General features: G+C 68.4%; 21 protein-coding genes. 11 read left to right on the top strand and 10 right to left on the bottom strand.

The genetic code is table 11. From position 1 onward, the window contains the following. The first annotated feature begins 84 nt into the window (after positions 1 to 84). Positions 85 to 1308: a toxic anion resistance protein gene (locus VGC56_RS04105; protein ID WP_464123441.1), complete on the top strand. Its 1224-nt coding sequence runs from the start codon at positions 85 to 87 to the stop codon at positions 1306 to 1308. Between the two features lie 5 nt (positions 1309 to 1313). Continuing rightward, on the top strand, positions 1314 to 2045 hold the full coding sequence (locus tag VGC56_RS04100) for a hypothetical protein (RefSeq protein ID WP_464123440.1): 732 nt from the start codon (positions 1314 to 1316) through the stop codon (positions 2043 to 2045). A gap of 123 nt (positions 2046 to 2168) precedes the next feature. Here VGC56_RS04100 and VGC56_RS04095 read toward each other — a convergent pair whose 3' ends face one another. The 4 genes from VGC56_RS04095 to VGC56_RS04080 all read right to left on the bottom strand — a co-directional run bounded on the left by VGC56_RS04095 (position 2169) and on the right by VGC56_RS04080 (position 5851). Next, entirely contained in the window at positions 2169 to 2522 is a 354-nt protein-coding gene (locus tag VGC56_RS04095) for a prepilin peptidase (RefSeq protein WP_464123439.1), read from the bottom strand. Continuing rightward, positions 2519 to 3364 (bottom strand): HpcH/HpaI aldolase/citrate lyase family protein, encoded by an 846-nt coding sequence (locus VGC56_RS04090; RefSeq protein ID WP_464123438.1) that lies wholly within the window; start codon positions 3362 to 3364, stop codon positions 2519 to 2521. The genes VGC56_RS04095 and VGC56_RS04090 overlap by 4 nt, the downstream gene beginning before the upstream one ends. Next, the gene (locus tag VGC56_RS04085) at positions 3361 to 3813 is read right to left on the bottom strand and encodes a MaoC family dehydratase (protein ID WP_464123437.1); all 453 of its coding nucleotides are present in this window, start codon (positions 3811 to 3813) and stop codon (positions 3361 to 3363) included. The genes VGC56_RS04090 and VGC56_RS04085 overlap by 4 nt, the downstream gene beginning before the upstream one ends. Before the next feature lie 154 nt (positions 3814 to 3967). Then, positions 3968 to 5851: an acetyl/propionyl/methylcrotonyl-CoA carboxylase subunit alpha gene (locus VGC56_RS04080; RefSeq protein ID WP_464123436.1), complete on the bottom strand. Its 1884-nt coding sequence runs from the start codon at positions 5849 to 5851 to the stop codon at positions 3968 to 3970. Positions 5852 to 5919: 68 nt separating this feature from the next. Here VGC56_RS04080 and VGC56_RS04075 point away from each other — a divergent pair, with 68 nt between their 5' ends. Further along, positions 5920 to 6351, top strand: coding sequence for an endonuclease domain-containing protein (locus VGC56_RS04075; protein ID WP_464123435.1), 432 nt, complete (start codon positions 5920 to 5922; stop codon positions 6349 to 6351). A 14-nt stretch (positions 6352 to 6365) separates the two neighbouring features. Here VGC56_RS04075 and VGC56_RS04070 read toward each other — a convergent pair whose 3' ends face one another. From VGC56_RS04070 to VGC56_RS04055, 4 genes are read right to left on the bottom strand one after another with little or no spacing between them, the layout of a single operon-like run. Further along, positions 6366 to 6809: a nuclear transport factor 2 family protein gene (locus tag VGC56_RS04070; RefSeq protein WP_464123434.1), complete on the bottom strand. Its 444-nt coding sequence runs from the start codon at positions 6807 to 6809 to the stop codon at positions 6366 to 6368. A 10-nt stretch (positions 6810 to 6819) separates the two neighbouring features. Then, the gene (locus VGC56_RS04065) at positions 6820 to 8406 is read right to left on the bottom strand and encodes a carboxyl transferase domain-containing protein (protein WP_464123545.1); all 1587 of its coding nucleotides are present in this window, start codon (positions 8404 to 8406) and stop codon (positions 6820 to 6822) included. Between the two features lie 5 nt (positions 8407 to 8411). Then, entirely contained in the window at positions 8412 to 8675 is a 264-nt protein-coding gene (locus VGC56_RS04060) for a hypothetical protein (RefSeq protein ID WP_464123433.1), read from the bottom strand. Beyond that, positions 8672 to 9829, bottom strand: a complete 1158-nt coding sequence (locus VGC56_RS04055) for an isovaleryl-CoA dehydrogenase (RefSeq protein WP_464123432.1) — start codon at positions 9827 to 9829, stop codon at positions 8672 to 8674. The genes VGC56_RS04060 and VGC56_RS04055 overlap by 4 nt, the downstream gene beginning before the upstream one ends. 222 nt (positions 9830 to 10051) lie before the next feature. Between VGC56_RS04055 and VGC56_RS04050 the strand changes: the two genes are divergently transcribed. Then, positions 10052 to 11245, top strand: coding sequence for an acetyl-CoA C-acyltransferase (locus VGC56_RS04050; protein ID WP_464123431.1), 1194 nt, complete (start codon positions 10052 to 10054; stop codon positions 11243 to 11245). A 16-nt stretch (positions 11246 to 11261) separates the two neighbouring features. On the opposite strand, the gene VGC56_RS04045 is transcribed toward VGC56_RS04050, so the two are convergent. Next, complete coding sequence (locus tag VGC56_RS04045) at positions 11262 to 11663, bottom strand: hypothetical protein (protein ID WP_464123430.1); 402 nt, start codon at positions 11661 to 11663, stop codon at positions 11262 to 11264. Positions 11664 to 11706: 43 nt separating this feature from the next. Next, on the bottom strand, positions 11707 to 12816 hold the full coding sequence (locus VGC56_RS04040) for an alanine racemase (RefSeq protein WP_464123429.1): 1110 nt from the start codon (positions 12814 to 12816) through the stop codon (positions 11707 to 11709). A gap of 172 nt (positions 12817 to 12988) precedes the next feature. On the opposite strand from VGC56_RS04040, the gene VGC56_RS04035 reads away from it, so the two are divergent. The 7 genes from VGC56_RS04035 (at position 12989) to VGC56_RS04005 (ending at position 17946) form a co-directional block, all read left to right on the top strand. Further along, entirely contained in the window at positions 12989 to 13867 is an 879-nt protein-coding gene (locus VGC56_RS04035) for an alpha/beta hydrolase (protein WP_464123428.1), read from the top strand. Further along, complete coding sequence (locus VGC56_RS04030; protein WP_464123427.1) at positions 13864 to 14904, top strand: M28 family peptidase; 1041 nt, start codon at positions 13864 to 13866, stop codon at positions 14902 to 14904. The genes VGC56_RS04035 and VGC56_RS04030 overlap by 4 nt, the downstream gene beginning before the upstream one ends. Before the next feature lie 168 nt (positions 14905 to 15072). Further along, positions 15073 to 15441, top strand: coding sequence for a 30S ribosomal protein S13 (rpsM, locus tag VGC56_RS04025; protein WP_464123426.1), 369 nt, complete (start codon positions 15073 to 15075; stop codon positions 15439 to 15441). An 83-nt stretch (positions 15442 to 15524) separates the two neighbouring features. After that, entirely contained in the window at positions 15525 to 15914 is a 390-nt protein-coding gene (rpsK, locus tag VGC56_RS04020; RefSeq protein ID WP_167104510.1) for a 30S ribosomal protein S11, read from the top strand. A gap of 112 nt (positions 15915 to 16026) precedes the next feature. Further along, entirely contained in the window at positions 16027 to 17094 is a 1068-nt protein-coding gene (locus tag VGC56_RS04015; protein ID WP_464123425.1) for a DNA-directed RNA polymerase subunit alpha, read from the top strand. A 378-nt stretch (positions 17095 to 17472) separates the two neighbouring features. Continuing rightward, complete coding sequence (locus tag VGC56_RS04010; protein ID WP_464123424.1) at positions 17473 to 17700, top strand: type II toxin-antitoxin system HicB family antitoxin; 228 nt, start codon at positions 17473 to 17475, stop codon at positions 17698 to 17700. Positions 17701 to 17709: 9 nt separating this feature from the next. Continuing rightward, the gene (locus tag VGC56_RS04005; RefSeq protein ID WP_464123544.1) at positions 17710 to 17946 is read left to right on the top strand and encodes a DUF2283 domain-containing protein; all 237 of its coding nucleotides are present in this window, start codon (positions 17710 to 17712) and stop codon (positions 17944 to 17946) included. Positions 17947 to 18760 lie beyond the last annotated feature (814 nt).

The following is an 18760-nucleotide window of genomic DNA, read 5'->3' as shown; positions in this document are numbered from 1 at the left end:
TTTACAAGGTTAACACACTTCCCCCTTGCGCGGAGCCCCTCCCCTGCCCCATTTAACCGGCAAAGATCCGGAGAATTGGGGACCATGGCCAGCACCGCCACAGCTACCGCGACCGAAACCAAGCTGACGCTCGACGCGCCGGAGCCGGTCGCGATCGTCGCGCCAGAGCAGGCGGCCGGGCTCGTGCCGATCGAGGAGGGCGTGAAGTCGAAGCTCGACGGCGTCGTCGACAAATATGTCGCCGAGCTGGTCGCCGCCGACACCAACAGCCCGGAATTCGGCAAGAAGGTCGACGAATTGACCAACATGGGCCGCAAGCAGATCGCCGAGGCCGCCAGCCATTCCAACCGCTTCCTCGATCGCCCGGTCCGCGCGATGGACAAGGAGTCCGGCATCGGCGCTGACCTCACGCAGCTGCGCCGCACCGTCGAGGAACTCGACCCGGGCAAGCAGGGCAATCTCTCCAAGCCCAAGAAATTGTTCGGGATCATCCCGTTCGGCAATCGCCTCCGGGGCTATTTCCAGAAGTACCAGACCGCCCAGACCCACATCTCGCAGATCCTGAAAAGCCTCGATAGCGGCAAGGAAGAGCTGCAGATGGACAATGCCGCCATCGCCACCGAGCGCGCGTCGATGTGGAAGACGATGGGGCAATTGGAACAGATGATCCACATCTCCAAGGCCCTCGACGCCAAGCTCGAGGACAAGGCCAACGAGCTCGACGCCACCGATCCCGCCAAGGCCAAGGCGATCCGCGAGACGGCGCTCTTCTACACCCGCCAGCGCACCACCGACCTCCTCACCCAGATGGCGGTGACGGTGCAGGGCTATCTCGCCCTCGACCTCGTCAAGAAGAACAATGTCGAGCTTATCAAGGGCGTCGACCGCGCCTCCACCACGACCGTCTCGGCGCTGCGCACCGCCGTCACTGTCGCCGAGGCGATGGCGAACCAGAAGCTGGTGCTCGACCAGATCACCGCGCTCAACACCACCACCGCCAACATCATCGACCGGACCGGCGAGATGCTGAAGGCCAATACCGGCGAAATCCACAAGCAGGCCGCCTCCTCGACCATCCCGCTCGAAACCCTGCAGCGCGCGTTCCAGAACATCTACGACACGATGGACATGATCGACACCTTCAAGCTCGAAGCCCTGGGCAGCATGAAGCAGACCGTCGACACGCTGACCGGCGAAGTCGAGAAGAGCCGCGGCTACATCGCCCGCGCCGAGGGCGTCGAGCAGAACCGCCTCGCCGCCGGCGGCGGCAGCGCCACGTCGACGCTCCTGTCGCCGATCGGAAGCTGAGACGGATGGCGAAGGAGCCGCGAAGCGTCGAGGAAACGCTGGCGAGGGCGGGCGAGCTGTTCGCGCGCTACGACCAGCGCGCCGGCGACTACGTCCAAACCGCCCGCCGGCGCTACGGCGGCAGCGCCCGCTCGGCCGGCAAGAAGCTCGCCAACATCGGCATGGCGCTGGTTGCGCTCGTGGTGGCGACCATTGCCTTCGGCCTGTTCGTCGGTCCGATCGGCTGGACCGGCCTGTTCATCGTCTCAGTGCTCACCCTCGCCATCCTCGTCCTGTTCGCGATGGTACCGGTCGAGCCCAAGCGCGTCGTCTATAGCGAGGAGCTGCCGACCAAGACTGTGGTGCGCCAGCTGAGCGCGATGCTGAACCGTGAGCGCACCGCCCTCCCCGCTCCCGCCGCCCGCCGCATCGACGCGATCGGCGCCACCCTGCCGCTCCTCGAGCAGCGCCTGACCGAGATCGACCCCTTGGACCCGCTGGCACAGGACGCGCGGCGGCTGATGGGCAAGCACCTCCCCGACCTCATCGACCGCTACGAGCGCGTCCCCGCCCCCTACCGGCAGGAGAAGGATGGCGAGGGGATGACGGTGGACGAACGTCTCGTCGCCAGCCTCGACGCCGCCCGCACCGCGTTGGACGACATGGCCGACCGCCTCTCCCGCTCCGACCGCGAGGCGTTCGAGACCCAGGGCCGCTTCATCGAAAGCCGCTATAAGGACCCCGCCGCGGGGGCGTAGGCCGCCGGCACGCGTCAGCCGTCACCCGGACTGGATCCGGGGTCCACCTTCTTTTTCCCAATCGAAAGGGAGAAGGTGGATGCCGGATCAAGTCCGGCATGACGAGCCCCGGAATAGCCGCCTTCACCCCCACCGCCGGATCGCCAGCACGAAGGCGACGAACGCCGCCGCCGGCACGAAGAAGGCCCAGGGCAGCGGCAAAGCGAAAATCCCGATAAGGCCGAGCAGCACCACCGCCGTCTCCAGCGCCGCCGGAAGCCACGGCCCCGGCGCGCCGCACGTCCCGCACGTGGGCCGCGTCGCCAGCCACGACAGCCATGGCACCGCCGGCAAGGGGCTGAGGCTGGCGCCGCACCGGCGGCACAGACGCCCGGCAAGCGCGCTCGCCCCCCGCATCCACCCCGCCAGCGCGCCGCCGAGGCCGACGCCGAACAGGAAGCCGATGGCGGTGACGAGCTTCGGCTCGAGGTCGCTCACTTCTGGGCGGCGGCGGCGAGGATGCGCTGGGCCTGGACGAGGTGCGGCCGGTCGATCATGCGCCCGTCGAGCGACAGCGCCCCGGCCTGCGGCTGCGCCTCGAACGCCGCGACCACCGCCCGCGCATGCGCCACTTCCTCGACGGACGGGGTGAAGGCGGCGTTGATCGCCGGCACCTGCGCCGGGTGGATCGCCATCATGCCGGTGAACCCGTCCCGCCGCGCCCGCGCCGCATAAGCGGCAAGCCCGTCGAGATCGCGAAAGGCCGGATAGACCGTCTCGATCGGCGCCACCCCGGCCGCCGCGGCGCCGAACAGGCACAGCGCGCGGACCATCTCATAGGGCGGCGTGTAGGACCCATCGGCCTCGCACGACGTCGCCGCGCCGACCGCGGCCGGCAGATCCTCCGCCCCCCAGGTGAGGCCGGCGAGGCGGCGCTGACCGCCATAGCTGCCGAGCTGGAAGACCGCCGCGGGAGTCTCGGTGGCGATGGCGAGGATCTGCGCCGTCGCATTGCCCGCCGCCGTCAGCCGCCGCGTCAGCTCCGCGACCGATGCCCCGCCCTCGGCCTTGGGAAGCACGATGCCGTCGGGGTGGGCGGAAAGGATGGCGGCCAGATCCTTCTCGCTCTCCGGCGTGTCGAGCGGGTTGATCCGTACCCAGAGGGGGACGGTAGCGTTGCGGTCGAGAAAGGCCGCGACGTGCCGCCGCGCCTCGTGCTTGGCGGCGGCGGCGACGCTGTCCTCGAGGTCGAGGATCAGCGCGTCCGCCCCGGCGCCGAGCGCCTTTTCCATCCGGTCCGGCCGGTCCCCCGGCACGAACAGCAGGGAGCGCAGCCTCAATGTCCCCGCCTCTGCATCAGCGCCGTCCGCTCGCAGGTGCAGACGATCTCGCCGCGCTGGTTGAGCATGCGGTGCTCGAAGGTGACGATGCCCGCGTCGGGCCGCGACTTCGAATCCTTGAGGCCGATCACCTCGGTCTCGGCGCGCAGGGTGTCGCCGATGAAGACCGGCTTGGGCATCCGCACCTTGTCGTAGCCGAGATTGGCGACGAGCGTGCCCAGCGTCGTATCCCCCACCGACAGCCCGACCATCAGCGCGAAGGTGAAGGTGCCGTTGACGACGACGCGGCCGAATTCGGTGGCGGCGGCATATTCGGCGTCGAGGTGCAGCGGCTGCGGATTGTGGGTCAGCGCCGAGATGAGGAGGTTGTCCGTCTCCGTCACCGTCCGGTGCGGCTGGTGCTCCAGCCGGTCGCCGATCGTCCACTGGTCGTAATAGCGGCCGGGCATCAAATCCTCCCCCATCTCGCTGGGGGAGAGGGACCATGCGAAGCATGATGGAGGGGCATGCTGCAGACGCGCCCCCCGCGGCCCCTCCACCACCGCCTGGCGGCGGCGGTCCCCCTCCCCGAGGCAAGCTCGGGGAGGATTTGAGGCGCGCTCCTCATACCTTCTCCACCCTAGCCAGCATCGTGCCCTCCGTCACCTGCGCGCCCTCGCGCGCGTCGAGTTCGGCGACAATGCCATCGAAGGGCGCGGCGAGGCTATGCTCCATCTTCATCGCTTCCAGCGTGACCAGCTTCTGGCCCTTCGAAACCGTGTCGCCCTGCCGCACGTCGACGGCGATGACGCGCCCCGGCATCGGCGACAGCAAGGTCCCGTCGGACGCCGCGCCACCCGCCGCGCAGCCGGCGGCGCCGGGCAAAGTGAAGGCAAAGGCCTGGCCGCCGGAGAAGACCAGCACCTTGTCCCCTTCCGCCGTCGCGACGCCCTCGAGCGGAGGATCGCCGGCCGTGTCGACCAGCTGTGTCGTCCCGCCGTGCGAGAGCGCGACGCTGCGATCCGGGGCGGCATTCAAACGAAAGCCCTGGAGCGAGACCCAAGGCTCGCCTTCCCCGTCGGCGCCGAAGTCCGACGCCAGCACAGCCGTCGCTGCGAGGTTCCACACCCCTTGCGGCGGCGCAGTGTCCGGCACCAGCCGGTCGATCCGCGCGGGAATGAAGCTCGTGTCGACGTCGCCGCTGCGGAAATCGGCATCGTCGGCTGCGCGGGCGAGGAAGGCGGCGTTGGTCCTTACCGGCCACACCTCGACGGCGTCGAGCGTGTCGACCAGCCGGTCGATCGCCTCCTCGCGCGTCGCGCCGCGGGCGATAAGCTTGGCGATCATCGGGTCGTAATAGGGGCTGATCCGGTCCCCCTCCTCGACCCCCGTGTCGATCCGCACCCCGCGGCCCAGCACGAAATGATCGAGCCGTCCGGTGGAGGGCAGGAATTCGTGGGCCGGATCCTCGGCATAGAGCCGTGCTTCCATGGCGTGGCCACGGATCGCGAGCTGGTCCTGGCGCAGCGGCAGCGGCTCGCCCGAGGCGACGCGCAGCTGCCATTCGACGAGGTCCTGGCCGGTAATCTCCTCGGTCACCGGATGCTCGACCTGGAGCCGCGTGTTCATCTCCATGAACCACACCCGGTCCGGCCGCAGTCCCTCGGACGCGTCGGCGATGAACTCGATCGTCCCCGCGCCGACATAGTCGACCGCCTGCGCCGCCTTGACAGCCGCGTCGCACACCGCCGCCCGCGTCGCCGCGTCCATGCCCGGCGCGGGCGCCTCCTCGATCACCTTCTGGTGGCGCCGCTGCAGCGAGCAGTCGCGCTCGAACAGGTGGACGACGTTGCCGTGGCTGTCGCCGAACACCTGCACCTCGATGTGGCGCGGCCGCTCGATATATTTCTCGATCAGCACCCGGTCGTCGCCGAACGAGGCTGCCGCCTCGCGCTTGCAGCTCGCGAGCATGTCCTGAAATTCGCCGGCCGAATTGACCCGCCGCATGCCCTTGCCGCCGCCGCCCGCCACGGCCTTGATCAGCACAGGGTAGCCGATTGCGTCCGACTCCGCCCGGAGCCGCTCCGGCGCCTGGTCGTCGCCGAGATAGCCGGGCGTCGTCGGAACCCCCGCCGCGTCCATCAGCCGCTTGGCCGCGTCCTTAAGCCCCATCGCCCGGATCGACGCCGCTTTGGGTCCCACCCAGACCAGCCCCGCCGCCTCGACGGCCTCGGCGAACTCCGCATTCTCCGACAGGAAGCCGTAGCCCGGATGAATCGCCGCGGCGCCGGTCTGCAGCGCGGCCGCGAGAATCTTCTCCCCAACGAGATAGCTCTCCCGCGCCGGCGACGCGCCGATATGCACCGCCGCATCCGCCTCCCGCACATGCAGCGCATGCCGGTCCGCATCGGAATAGACGGCGACCGTCCGCACCCCAAGCCGCCGCGCCGTCCGAACGATCCGGCACGCAATCTCGCCGCGATTGGCGATGAGGAGGGATCTGATCATTCTAAAATCCTCCCCGAGCTTGTCTCGGGGAGGGGGACCATGCGAAGCATGGTGGAGGGGCAACCGCAATGTTCAAGAACATCGCGCCGCGCGGCACTGGACGATCCGTTCGAAAGGCGCGCCGCCTCCGCCGAGAATTGAGCCTTCCGGAAGTTCTCCTCTGGCAGGTGCTTCGAGCCAGACCGGCAGGCTTGAAATTCCGACGCCAGCATCCGTCCGGCCCGTACGACCTCGACTTCTTCTGCAGCGATGCACGCCTTGCGATAGAGGTCGACGGCGAAGCCCATAAGCGGGGAAACCGTCCCGCCCGCGACGCCGCGAGAGACGGCTGGCTCACTGCTGCGGGTATCGAAACGATGCGAATCCCTGCTCGGGAGGTGCTGGCGGACCTCGATGGCGTGGTGCGCGGGATCGTGGCAGAAGCGGTCCTGCGCCTGCCCCTCCACCACCCGGCTACGCCGGGCGGTCCCCCTCCCCGAGACGAGCTCGGGGAGGATTGAGCTCCTCCGCTCCCTCACCGCTCGCAGCCTTGGGTCGTCTGGTTCCAGGTCACGTTGAGGATGCGCCATTTGCCGTCCACCCGGACGAGGTCGAAATGGTCGGTGCCGCAGTGGAGGAACTTGCCGTCCACCGTCACCCCGTAGCGGCCCCACACCATCGCCACGTCGCCGTCCACGCGCGCCAGAGGCGCGCGCATATGCTCCTCGACGATCGGCTTGTCCTTGGGCAGGTGCGCGAAAAAGTCGGCCCAAGTGAAGTGGCGGACAACACTCTTCCCGTCCTTGCCCATCGACACGGCCGTCGCCCCGCCCTCGGGCAGCGTCAGCGCCTGCATCGCCGCTGGATCCTTGCCTGTGAGGCGGCCGAGGAGTTGGTTCGCCGTCGCGAGCGCGACGGCTTCGTCGGCGGTCGGGGCGGGCGCCGCGGCGGCGGCGAGTCCGAGGATCAGTCCGAGCATCTCTCTCTCCTCACATCCGAAACAGGCCGAACTGCGCGCGCTCCGGAATGGGGGCGTTCAGGCAGGCGGAGAAGGCGAGGCCCAGCACGTCCCGCGTCTGGACCGGATCGATGATGCCGTCGTCCCACAGGCGGGCGGTGGCGTAATAGGGGTTGCCCTCGTCCTCGTAGCGCTGGCGGATCGGGGCCTTGAAGGCTTCGGCCTGTTCGGGCGTCCAGCTCTCCGCGTCCTTGTGAACCGTCGCCAGCACGCTCGCCGCCTGCTCGCCGCCCATCACGCTGATCCGGCTGTTGGGCCAGGTGAACAGGAAGCGGGGGCCGTACGCCCTCCCGTTCATCCCGTAATTGCCGGCGCCGAAGCTGCCGCCGATCAGCACGGTCACCTTCGGCACCTGCGCGGTGGCGACGGCGGTGACGAGCTTGGCGCCGTCCTTGGCGATCCCGCCCGCCTCATATTTGCCGCCGACCATGAAGCCGGAGATGTTCTGGAGGAATAGCAAGGGCGTGCGGCGCTGGCAGGCGAGCTCGATGAAGTGGGCGCCCTTCAAGGCGCTCTCGGAGAACAGGATGCCGTTGTTAGCGAGGATCGCAACCGGCATCCCCCAGATGCGGGCGAAGCCGCAGACGAGGGTCGATCCGTAGAGCGCCTTGAATTCGTGGAAATCGGAGGCGTCGACGATGCGCCCGATCACCTCGTGCACGTCATAGGGGGTGCGAACGTCGTCGGGGATGAGGCCGTAGAGATCCTCCGGGTCGAGCTTGGGCTCGGCCGGCTCGGCGAGATCGAGATCGACGGCTTTGATGGTGTTCAGGCGGGCGACGATGCTGCGCACGATCGCCAGCGCATGCTCGTCATTGTCGGCGAGATGGTCGACGACGCCGGACTTGCGCGCATGGAGGTCGCCGCCGCCGAGATTCTCTCCGCTGATCACCTCCCCCGTCGCCGCCTTCACGAGGGGCGGACCGCCGAGGAAGATCGTGCCCTGGTTGCGGACGATCACGGTCTCGTCCGACATCGCCGGGACGTAGGCGCCGCCGGCCGTGCAACTCCCCATCACGCAGGCGATCTGGGCGATGCCCTGCGCCGACATCTGCGCCTGGTTGTAGAAGATGCGGCCGAAATGCTCGCGGTCGGGGAAGACCTCCGCCTGGTGCGGCAGGTTCGCCCCACCCGAATCGACGAGGTAGATGCAGGGCAGCCGGTTCTCCCGCGCAATCTCCTGGGCGCGCAAATGCTTCTTCACCGTCAGCGGAAAATAGGCGCCGCCCTTCACGGTCGGATCGTTGGCGACGATCATGCACTCGCGGCCCGAGACGCGCCCGACGCCGGCGATTACCCCCGCCCCCGGCGCCTCCCCGCCATACATGCCGTTCGCCGCAAGCTGCCCAACTTCAAGGAACGGCGCGCCGGGATCAAGCAGTCGCGTCACCCGGTCGCGCGGCAGCAATTTGCCGCGTCCGACATGCCGCTCGCGATGCTTCTCCGAGCCGCCGAGGGACGCGATCGCGACGCAGGTGCGAAGCTCGTCGGCCAGTGCACGATTTTGCGTCGCATAGCGGCGGAAATCGTCCGAGCCGTCGTCGATCTTGCTGACGATCTGGGTCACGAATGCACCGGCTTCTTGCGGATGAGGTAGCGGTAGACGCCGATCACATTGATGAAGAACAGCACGACATTCTGCCACGCGACGCCCTTGCCGTCGTCGTTGAGGAAGCCCCAGAGGATATAGGCGATGGAGCCAGTGACGAAGAGGACGAAGGCCCATCCCGTCGGCTTGCGGCCAAGGTCGAGTGAAACGACGAGCGCGGCAATCGCGCCCGCGACGGCGCCATACCATTGGAAGGCGTTGATCAGCCCGTCGCTCATGCCCCCGCGCCGATCAGCTCGCGGCCTATCAACATTCGGCGGATTTCGTTGGTGCCGGCGCCGATGTCGAGCAATTTGGCGTCGCGCATGTAGCGCTCGACCGGCCAATCCTTGGTGTAGCCGGCGCCGCCCAGCGCCTGGATCGCCTCTAGGCTGACCTTCACGGCGCTCTCGGAGGCGAGCAGGATCGCGCCCGCCGCGTCGAAGCGCGTCGTCTTGCCCGCATCGCAATTCTTGGCGACGGTATAGACGTAGGCGCGCGCCGAGTTGAGGGCGACGTACATGTCCGCGACCTTGGCCTGCATCAGCTGGAAGGAGCCGATCGGCTGGCCGAACTGCTTCCTGTCCCGCACATAGGGCAGCACCACGTCGAGGCAGGCCTGCATGATGCCGAGCTGGATCCCGGCGAGCACGGTGCGCTCATAATCGAGCCCCGACATCAGGACGCCGACGCCGCCGTTCACCGGCCCCATCACATTCTCGTCGGGGACGAAGCAGTCGTTGAAGACGAGCTCGCCGGTGGGCGACCCACGCATCCCCATCTTGTCGAGCTTCTGCCCAAGGCTGAAGCCTTCGAACCCCTTTTCGATGAGGAAGGTGGTGATGCCGCGGCTGCCCTCGCCGGTCTTGGCATAGACGACGAGTGTGTCGGCATTGTGGGCGTTGGTGATCCAGAATTTCGTGCCGTTCAGCCGGTACCCCCCCTCGACCCGCTCCGCCTTGAGCTTCATCGACACGACGTCCGAGCCGGCCCCGGCCTCGGACATGGCGAGGGAGCCGACATGCTCGCCCGAAATCAGCCTGGGCAGGTATTTCGCCTTCTGCTCCGGGGAGGCCCAGCGGCGGATCTGGTTGATGCAAAGGTTCGAATGGGCGCCGTAGCTGAGGCCGATCGAGGCCGAGGCCCGCGCCACTTCCTCCTGCGCGACGACATGCTCGAGATAGCCGAGCCCGAGCCCGGCATAGTCTTCCTCGACGGTGATGCCGTGGAGGCCGAGCGCGCCCATTTCCGGCCACAGCTCGGTGGGGAACCAATCCTCCGCGTCGATGCGCGCGGCGAGCGGCGCGATGCGGTCGGCGGCGAAGCGGCGCGTCGTGTCGCGGATCGCGTCCGCCATCTCGCCGAGGGCGAAATCGAGCCCCGTCTCGGACATGTCTCTCTCCTGTTGGCGCGGCCCTAGCAGAGGCTTCGCGATTTGAACAAGGCGGGGCGGCCTCCTATGTGCCTCTCGAAATCCTCCCCGAGCTCGCTCGGGGAGGGGGACCATGCGCAGCATGGTGGAGGGGCGGTCCGTCCATGCCGGCCCCTCCGTCAGCGCTGCGCGCTGCCACTTCCCCGAGCAAGCTCGGGGAGGAATGAGAAAGCAGGAGCCTCCATGACCGCCGCGCACGACCCTATCGTCATCCTCTCCTACGCCCGCACCCCGATGGGGAGCTTCCAGGGCGCCCTCGCCGGCGCCACCGCCACCGAGCTCGGCGCCACCGCGGTGCGCGCCGCCGTGGAGCGGGCCGGCGTCTCGGGGGAGGATGTCGACAAGATCTTCATGGGCTGCGTCCTTCCCGCCGGCCTCGGCCAGGCGCCTGCGCGCCAGGCGGCGCTCGGCGCCGGCCTGCCGAAATCGGTCGAGGCGACGACGGTCAACAAGGTCTGCGGCTCGGGCATGCAGGCGGCGATGTTCGCCCATGACATGATCGCCGCCGGCTCGGCCGACGTGATCGTCGCCGGCGGCATGGAGTCGATGTCGAACTCCCCGTACCTCATGAAGAAGCACCGCGCCGGCGCCCGCATCGGCCACGATACGGTCTACGACCATATGATGCTCGACGGCCTCGAGGACGCCTACGATGCCGGCCGCGCGATGGGCACCTTCGCCGAGGATGCAGCGCGGGAATACCAGTTCACCCGCAGCGACCAGGACGATTACGCGATCGAATCCCTGCGCCGCGCCACCCAGGCGATCCAATCGGGCGCCTTCGACCGCGAGACCACGCCCGTCACCGTCAAGACCCGCAAGGGCGAGGACGTGGTCACCTGCGACGAGCAGCCGGGCAAGTCGAACCCGGAGAAGATCCCCGGCTTGAAGCCCGCCTTCGCCAAGGACGGTACCATCACCGCCGCCAACGCCTCGTCCATCTCCGACGGCGCCGCCGCCCTCGTGATCACACGCCAGAGCGTTGCCGACCGCCTCGGCCTCAAGCCGGTCGCCCGCATCGTCGCGCACGCCGCCCACGCCCAGGCGCCGAACCTGTTCACCAGCGCCCCCGTCCCCGCCGTCCGCAAGGCGCTGGAGAAGGCCGGCTGGGACGTCGCCGACGTCGACTTGTGGGAAGTCAACGAAGCCTTCGCCTGCGTCGCGATGATCGCGATGCGCGACCTCGGCATTCCGCGCGAGAAGCTGAACGTCCATGGCGGCGCCACCGCATTGGGCCACCCGATCGGCGCCAGCGGCGCCCGCCTCCTCGCCACCCTGCTCAGCGCGCTCCAGACCCACGGCCGGAAGAAAGGCGTCGCCACCCTCTGCATCGGCGGAGGCGAAGCGACCGCGATGGCGGTGGAGCTGGTCGACTGAGGCGCCGCGCCCGCTGCTAGGCTTCGAGCCATTCGCGGCGGGCGCGCCAGCCGAACAGCGACGCGACGGCGAAGGCGAGGCCGACGCCCGCATATTGATACATCGGTCCAGTGACCGCGAGCGTCATCGAGCCGCCGACCGAGGTCCACCGGCTGCGGTGGATTTCGATATCGACGAGGAACCACAGCGCCGAGGCGGCGACCAGCAACTCGACGAGCACGAACAGCCACGCGCCGACCGGGGACCGCCCCGCCTTGACCAGCATTGCGGCGAAAGCGGCCGCGCCGGTCAGCCAAAGCCAGAGGAAGGGCGCGCCCAGCAGTGCCTCGGGCGCGTCGCCCACCCCGCCGGACGCCACCCATCCGGTAAGCATCGCATAAGCAAGGCCCAGCCACTTGGCGCATGAAGTGGGGCGCAACGTCCGCAGCATCACGGGCGTCGTACCACGCACGACGGCAGCCCTACCAGAAGTTGCAGCGTTCCCAGGTTGTGGCCACGTCCACGCCGCCGTCGACGACATGGTAGCGTTCGTGGGCGGCAGCGGTCATGCAGGCGTGGTTGGGGAGGATGCGGACCTGGCTGCCGATGGGCAGGCGCGCAAAGTCCGCCTCGCCGGCGGGGACGAGGCCGTGCTCCTGGTTGACGGAGGCGACGGCGAGGCGGAGGGGCGTGCCGGTGCCGGCGTCGACGAGGCGTCCGTAGCCGCCGCTCTGTCCGGCATCCTTCGACAAAGCCAGGCCGCCGGCGTCGAGCAGGATCGTGCCGAGGTCTCGGCGGTGGCCGATCACCGTCGCCAAAACGGAGAGGGCGATCTCCTCCTCGCCGCAGACGCCCAAGCGGGCCATCACAAGGTCCATGAACATGTAGACGCCCGCGCGCACTTCGGTGACGCCGTCGAGCCGCTCGGCGAACAAGGCGGTGGGCGTCGAACCGACGCTGACGACGGGCGCCGGGAGGCCCGCCGCGCGCAACGCCTCGGCCGCCGCGACGGCGCCCGCGCGCTCCTGCTCCGCCAACGCCTGGATGGCCTCGGCGGAACCGCAGCCGTAGGACAGGCCGGCATGGGTCATTACCCCACGAAGCTCCGTACCCGGCGCGGCATGGAGGCGGCGGCCGATCTCGATGAGGCGCGGATCGTCGGGGCGGACCCCCGCTCGGCCCCCGTCTGTGTCGACTTCGATCAGCACGCCGAAGGTGGCGCCGAGCGCCGCCGCGCGCTCCGCCACCGCGCCCGCCATTTCGAGGCTGTCGAGGATCACGGTGATCTGCGCACCGCGGCGCTGCAGGTCGGCGACGTGCGCCAGCTTTCCCGGCACGATTCCGACCGCGTAGAGGATGTCGGTGAAGCCGTGCTCCAGGAAATGCTCGGCCTCCTTCAGCGTCGAGACGGTGATGCCGCCCGGCTGCCCCGCGACCGCGAGCCGCACCGCTTCGACCGACTTCGCGGTCTTGACGTGTGGCCGCAACGGCACGCCGAGCGCCGCCAGCCGGTCGCGCATCCTCTCGATGTTGCGGGCGAGGCGCGGACGGTCGAGCACCAGAGCGGGGGTTTCGAGGCCGGTCAGAAGCATGGCACCGCTATAGCGCAGGAGGCGGCACGCTCCGCAACCGGCCTGACCTGGTCACGGACAAATCGGCGCCGCTTTCCTCCCCGGGCGCCCCCCGCTAAAGCTGCGCCACGAGACGAAGGGGGTCGGCGATGCGCAAGGAGCCGCTGAAGCGGGTCGACAAGCTGCCGTGCGCATGACCCGATGGCGCGCCCGGCGCTCGGCCGGGAGGGCGGTGATTCTCCTGCTGCTCGGCCTCCTCGTCAGCTGGGGGCTCGGCGAGGCATTGGTCTGGCCGACGCCCTCCGCGGTGCCGGCGGCGGCCGCGCCGGCCGTCGATGTCCGCCTCCGTTCGACCGACGGCCTGGCACTCGCGGCGACCTATCGGCCGGGACGCACCCGCGCGGCACCGGCGGTGCTGCTCCTCCACGGCAACGGCGCCTCGCGCGCGGCCATGGCGGCGACGGCGCAAGTACTGGCCGAGCAGGGTTATGCGACGCTGGCGATCGACTTTCGCGGTCACGGAGAATCGCAGTCCGCCCGCCACAGCTTCGGGCTTTACGAAAGCCGGGACGCGGAGGCGGGCCTGAGGTGGCTGAGGGCGCACCAGCGCGGTGCGAAGGTCGCGGTGATCGGCCTCTCGCTCGGCGGGGCGGCGGCTTTGCTGGGCGCGAACGGCCCGCTGCCCGCCGACGCCTTGGTCGTCGAGGCCGTCTATCCGGACATCCGCCACGCTATCCGCAACCGCATCGCCGCCTTCACCACGATCGGTCCGGCCTCCCTACTCGAGCCGCTGCTCAGCCTGCAGTCGCGGCCGCGGCTGGGGGTCTGGCCCTCGCAGTTGTCCCCGCTGAACGCCGCCCGTCGCTATCCCGGCCCGGTGCTCGTCATCGGCGGCGGCGCCGACCGCTACACTCCGCCGGACGAGACACGTAGCCTCTACGCCGCCTTCCCCGGACCAAAGCGCCTGTGGTACATGGCCGGCCGCGTCCATGCCGGCGTCGGCGACATCTCCGAGGCCGCCTACCGCGCGCAACTCCTCGCCTTCCTCGCCGCCACCCTCGGCACCCCATGAGCGGCTATTCGAAGCCCCCGCTGGCGCTGCGGCTCGGCATCCTCGCGGCCATCCTCCTCCTGCTGCTCGCCCTCCCCTCGGCCGCTTTATTGTGGATGACGGCGGTGCCCGGGAGGAGTTGGGAGGGGCCCCTCCCGCCGCCGACAGCCCCGGAGACGGCGCTGGCGGCACGGCTCGAGCGGCACGTCCGCGCCATCGCCAGCGTACCGCACAATGTCGGCCATCCCGAAGCGCTCGCCCGCTCCGCCGCCTGGATCGAAGGGAACCTCAAGGGGCTCGGCTACCAGGTGACGAGCCAACAGGTGGACGACGTAAACGGCGTCCCCGTCGCCAATCTCGAGGCCGTCGTCCCGCCCGCGGACCAGAAGTCCCCGTCCCTGGTCGTCGGCGCCCACTATGACAGCGTCGGCGACGCGCCGGGGGCGAACGACAACGGCACCGGCGTGGCGGCACTCCTCGAAATCGCTCGCGCCCTCGCGCCGCTGCGGGACCGGGCGGGCCTGCGCGTGCGGCTCGTCTTCTTCGTGAATGAGGAGCCGCCCTTCTTCAAGACCGGCCGGATGGGCAGCCTGGTCTATGCCCGCCGCCTCCGGGCTTCGGGCGAGCGCGTCCAGGCGATGCTGTCGCTCGAGACGCTCGGCTTCTATAGCGACGCGCCGGGCAGCCAGCATTATCCCTGGCCGCTGGGGATGCTCTATCCCGCGACCGGCAATTTCGTCGCCTTCGTCGGCACGGTCGGAGCGCGGCCGCTGGTGCGGCGGGCAGTAGGGACCTTCCGCGCCCAGACCCGCTTCCCCAGCGTCGGGGGCACCGCCCCGGCGTTCGTCTCGGGAATCGACTGGTCGGACCATTGGGCTTTCGGCGAGCAGGGCGTCCCGGCCCTGATGGTCACCGACACGGCGCCGTTCCGCTACCCTTATTACCACAGCGCGCAGGACACGCCCGACAAGGTCGACTATCCCCGCCTCGCGCGGGTCACGGCGGGGCTGGCCCGGCTGGTCGCGAGCTGGGCGACGATTTCGAGCCGTCCCCGGTGACGCCAGCATCTTGACTCGTCCCGCCGTGCCACCTATCTGCCGCTCATCCCGATAACCGGTCGTCCGGCGGCGCTCCCGTGCGCTTGCCGTTTTTGTCCGTGTTCGGGCTTTGACGCTTTGAGATGGGAAGGTGGCCAGCCTTCCCGTGGAGCAGGAGAGAGTTTCAGGATGGCACGTATTGCGGGGGTTAACATCCCGACCAACAAGCGCGTCGAGATCGCGCTGACCTACATTCACGGCATTGGGCGCACCAAGGCGAAGGAAATCACCACCAAGCTCGGCATCGAGCCGCAGCGGCGGGTGCAGGACCTCACCGACCAGGAAGTGCTCCACATCCGCGAGATGATCGACGCCGGCTTCACCGTCGAGGGCGACCTCCGGCGCGAAGTGGCGATGAACATCAAGCGCCTGATGGACCTCGCCTCGTACCGCGGCCTGCGCCACCGGCGCGGCCTCCCGGTTCGCGGCCAGCGCACGCACACCAATGCGCGCACCCGCAAGGGCAAGGCCAAGCCGATCGCGGGCAAGAAGAAGTAAGCGCCACGCGCCCTTCTTCTCCGCCGGAGGCAGGCACGAGACCTCCTCCGCGCCAGCAACAGATTTTGTAGGGATTTCACTCAATGGCACGCGAACCCCAGCGCATCCGCCGCCGCGAGCGCAAGAACATCACGGCCGGCGTGGCGCACGTCAACGCCAGCTTCAACAACACGATGATCACCATCACCGACGCGCAGGGCAATGCCATCGCCTGGTCGTCGGCCGGCATGATGGGCTTCAAGGGCAGCCGCAAGTCGACGCCCTACGCCGCCCAGGTCGCCGCCGAGGATGCGGGCAAGAAGGCCGCCGAGCATGGCGTTCGCACCCTCGAGGTGGAAGTGAAGGGCCCCGGCTCCGGCCGCGAGAGCGCGCTCCGGGCGCTGCAGGCCGTCGGCTTCCAGATCACCTCGATCCGCGACGTGACCCCGATCCCGCACAACGGCGTCCGCCCGTCCAAGCGCCGCCGCGTCTAATTCGAGGGGACACGCTCTTGCGTGTCCCCGCCACCGCAGAACGGGGACACGCAATAGCGTGTCCCCGCCGATACCGGGAGGGACGCCTCCCCATGAAAGCCAGAGGAAGCACATGGCCGTCAACGCAAAGAACTGGCAGGAAATGAAGAAGCCCAACGCCCTCGAGAAGAAGACCGCCGGCGGCGACGCGCGCCGCCGCGCGACCTTCGTCGCCGAGCCCTTGGAGCGCGGGTTCGGCCTGACGCTCGGCAACTCGCTGCGCCGCGTGCTGCTGTCGTCGCTGCAGGGCGCCGCCGTCACCTCGATCCGCATCGAAGGCGTGCTGCACGAGTTCAGCAGCCTGGCCGGCGTCCGCGAGGACATGACCGACCTCGTCTTGAACGTGAAGCAGATCGCGCTGCGCATGGAGGGCGACACCGCCAAGCGCCTGCAGCTTTCGGCGACGGGCCCCGGCGAAGTCACCGCCGCGCAGATCGCCACGTCCGGCGACATCGAGGTGATGAACCCGAACCTGGTCCTGTGCCACCTGGACGAGGGCGCGACGCTCAACATGGAGCTGACCGCCGAGGCGGGTAAGGGCTACGTCCCCGCCGCCGCCAACCGCCCGGCCGACGCGCCGATCGGCCTCATCCCGGTCGACGCGCTCTACAGCCCGGTCCGCCAGGTCAGCTACAAGGTCGAGAACACCCGCGTCGGGCAGGAGCTCGACTACGACAAGCTGACCCTGACCATCGACACCGACGGCACCGTCACCCCGGACGACGCGCTCGCCTACGCGGCGCGCATCCTCCAGGACCAGCTCCAGCTGTTCGTCCACTTCGACGACGGCATGGCGATGGTGAGCGCGCCCTCGCACGGCATGTCGTCGGTCTCCGCCGCCGACGCCGACCACGACGCCAACCAGCTCAACCGCTACCTCTTGAAGAAGGTGGACGAGCTGGAGCTGTCGGTCCGGAGCGCCAACTGCCTCAAGAACGACAACATCATCTACATCGGCGATCTGGTGCAGAAGACCGAAGCGGAGATGCTGAGGACGCCGAACTTCGGGCGCAAGAGCCTGAACGAGATCAAGGAAGTGCTGTCGAGCATGGGGCTGCGGCTGGGGATGGACATCCCGGGCTGGCCGCCGGAGAATATCGAGGAAATGGCGAAAAAGCTGGAGCAGGAGCTGCTGGGCTGACGCCATACGTCGCAAAGTGGTACTTCGCGCCGGTTGAGCGACAGGAAGGGCCGTCCCGTAAGGGGCGGCCCTTTTCTATTGCGCGCGTGCGACAGGAATGGGTACGCGCGGGGACTAGTGCGGCATGGCGCGTGGGGAAAAGCTGCTTCAGCGAATGCGGGACAACCCGCACGACTGGCGGATCCAGGATGTGGAGGCGCTTTGCCTGTGGCTTGATCTGGCCTTCGAGCGTCCCCGCGGTGGCTCCCACTACGGTGTCAGCGACCCGACGCAGCGGCATCACGTGACCGTCCCTTTCAGGAGACCAATCAAAGGCGTATATATCCGTCAGCTCGTTCGGTTCGTGGATGCGGTCCGGGCAGCGAGAGAGGATCGGACGTGACCGACTGCCTGGGCGCCTACAAGATCGTGATCGAGCCGCTGTCGGAGGAGGACGGCGGCGGATTCCTGGCGACGGTGCCCGAGCTTCCCGGCTGCATGTCGGACGGGGAGACGCGGGGAGAGGCCCTCCATAATGTCGAGGACGCGATCGCCACCTGGCTCTATTGCGCCGAGAAAATGGGCCAGGATATCCCGGAGCCGCAGGTGCATCGCTCCGCGGCCTGAGGAGCCGAGATTAAGCTGCATTATTATCCGGAGACCGACAGCCTCTATATCGAGTTGCGCGCTGAGCCTGGGGCGGAGACGCGCGAGGTGGCGCCTGGGGTCGATGCGGACTTCGGTGCGGACGGGATGATCGTCGGCCTCGATATCGACGGGGCGAGCAAGCTCGATCTTTCTTCGCTGGGCGATCGATGTGCCGCTGTCGGCGCTGAAGGCGGCGTAACTGCGCCGCGTGCAAGCTACCGATGAGCCGCAGTCGGAGTAGGACGGTAGAGAGTTGACCGCGGAGTTCCTTTGAATAGGTTGGCGCTGTGACCGAGGAGGGGCCTTGTCAGCGAGAGTGCGCTCTTCCGTGGGGCGCGGTTGCCACGCTTGAGCGTCCCGATGGCACTTTTGTGCTGCACCGCCGTAGCTTTGAGGACTGCGTTCGCCGTTTTCTGGAATTCGCGCAGAGCACCAGGCGGGCCCTGAGCATCCATTCCGGGGACGACATCGGCGGCAAGCGATATGGGCCTTACGTTCTCTCTGGGGTCGAGGTCGAGAGGATCGCGCGGCACCTTCCGGTTCGAACGGACCGTTCAGATAATGTGATTCCCTTTCGCCGCACTTGATCGCGCCTCGTGTGGCCTCAGGTCGCGTCTCGCAGCGCGAGGCCCCACACCTAGGTAATTCCCCATCCGCAAGCGCTACGGCTCAGGGCGAGCATAGAAACTTGACCTAAGCCTTCAGTCCACCGCGAGGCGCGCAATCTTCGCCAACAACCGGCGGAGCTGATGGGACAGGCGTAACAAAGGCATTGCAGCTTGAGCAGATAGTTCAATTTGGCAGATTGTCATTCTGCGGAGACCGCTCCCGTGGAGAGCTGCCCGTCGATGCTTGACATAGACGGTTCTGTCGTCATCCTACCGGGATGCCGGGCCACTGGGTCACGATCTCCAGTCTCATCGCCTTTATTTTTGCGGCGAGTGGTTTCGTCTCGCTCGCTTTGCGCTGGAGAGGATTGCGACGGCGGGCGAGGCGAAGCTTGGACACGAACCTAGAACCACCGTCATTTCGGAAAACG

Source organism: Allosphingosinicella sp. (genome assembly GCF_036403745.1).
In the GTDB taxonomy this organism is placed as follows: Bacteria; Pseudomonadota; Alphaproteobacteria; order Sphingomonadales; family Sphingomonadaceae; genus Allosphingosinicella.
The sequence above is the reverse complement of the archived record's forward strand: the minus strand, read 5'-3'. Positions and strand labels throughout refer to the sequence as shown.

What these genes read in the sequence shown, in the direction of transcription:
- VGC56_RS04060 (WP_464123433.1), bottom strand. Translation starts at nt 8,675, where the DNA reads ATGAGCGACGGGCTGATCAACGCCTTCCAATGGTATGGCGCCGTCGCG.
- VGC56_RS04085 (WP_464123437.1), bottom strand. Translation starts at nt 3,813, where the DNA reads ATGCCCGGCCGCTATTACGACCAGTGGACGATCGGCGACCGGCTGGAG.
- VGC56_RS04075 (WP_464123435.1), top strand. Translation starts at nt 5,920, where the DNA reads ATGTTCAAGAACATCGCGCCGCGCGGCACTGGACGATCCGTTCGAAAG.
- VGC56_RS04050 (WP_464123431.1), top strand. Translation starts at nt 10,052, where the DNA reads ATGACCGCCGCGCACGACCCTATCGTCATCCTCTCCTACGCCCGCACC.
- rpsK (WP_167104510.1), top strand. Translation starts at nt 15,525, where the DNA reads ATGGCACGCGAACCCCAGCGCATCCGCCGCCGCGAGCGCAAGAACATC.
- VGC56_RS04080 (WP_464123436.1), bottom strand. Translation starts at nt 5,851, where the DNA reads ATGATCAGATCCCTCCTCATCGCCAATCGCGGCGAGATTGCGTGCCGG.
- VGC56_RS04035 (WP_464123428.1), top strand. Translation starts at nt 12,989, where the DNA reads ATGACCCGATGGCGCGCCCGGCGCTCGGCCGGGAGGGCGGTGATTCTC.
- VGC56_RS04030 (WP_464123427.1), top strand. Translation starts at nt 13,864, where the DNA reads ATGAGCGGCTATTCGAAGCCCCCGCTGGCGCTGCGGCTCGGCATCCTC.
- VGC56_RS04055 (WP_464123432.1), bottom strand. Translation starts at nt 9,829, where the DNA reads ATGTCCGAGACGGGGCTCGATTTCGCCCTCGGCGAGATGGCGGACGCG.
- VGC56_RS04100 (WP_464123440.1), top strand. Translation starts at nt 1,314, where the DNA reads ATGGCGAAGGAGCCGCGAAGCGTCGAGGAAACGCTGGCGAGGGCGGGC.
- VGC56_RS04105 (WP_464123441.1), top strand. Translation starts at nt 85, where the DNA reads ATGGCCAGCACCGCCACAGCTACCGCGACCGAAACCAAGCTGACGCTC.
- VGC56_RS04040 (WP_464123429.1), bottom strand. Translation starts at nt 12,816, where the DNA reads ATGCTTCTGACCGGCCTCGAAACCCCCGCTCTGGTGCTCGACCGTCCG.
- rpsM (WP_464123426.1), top strand. Translation starts at nt 15,073, where the DNA reads ATGGCACGTATTGCGGGGGTTAACATCCCGACCAACAAGCGCGTCGAG.
- VGC56_RS04015 (WP_464123425.1), top strand. Translation starts at nt 16,027, where the DNA reads ATGGCCGTCAACGCAAAGAACTGGCAGGAAATGAAGAAGCCCAACGCC.
- VGC56_RS04070 (WP_464123434.1), bottom strand. Translation starts at nt 6,809, where the DNA reads ATGCTCGGACTGATCCTCGGACTCGCCGCCGCCGCGGCGCCCGCCCCG.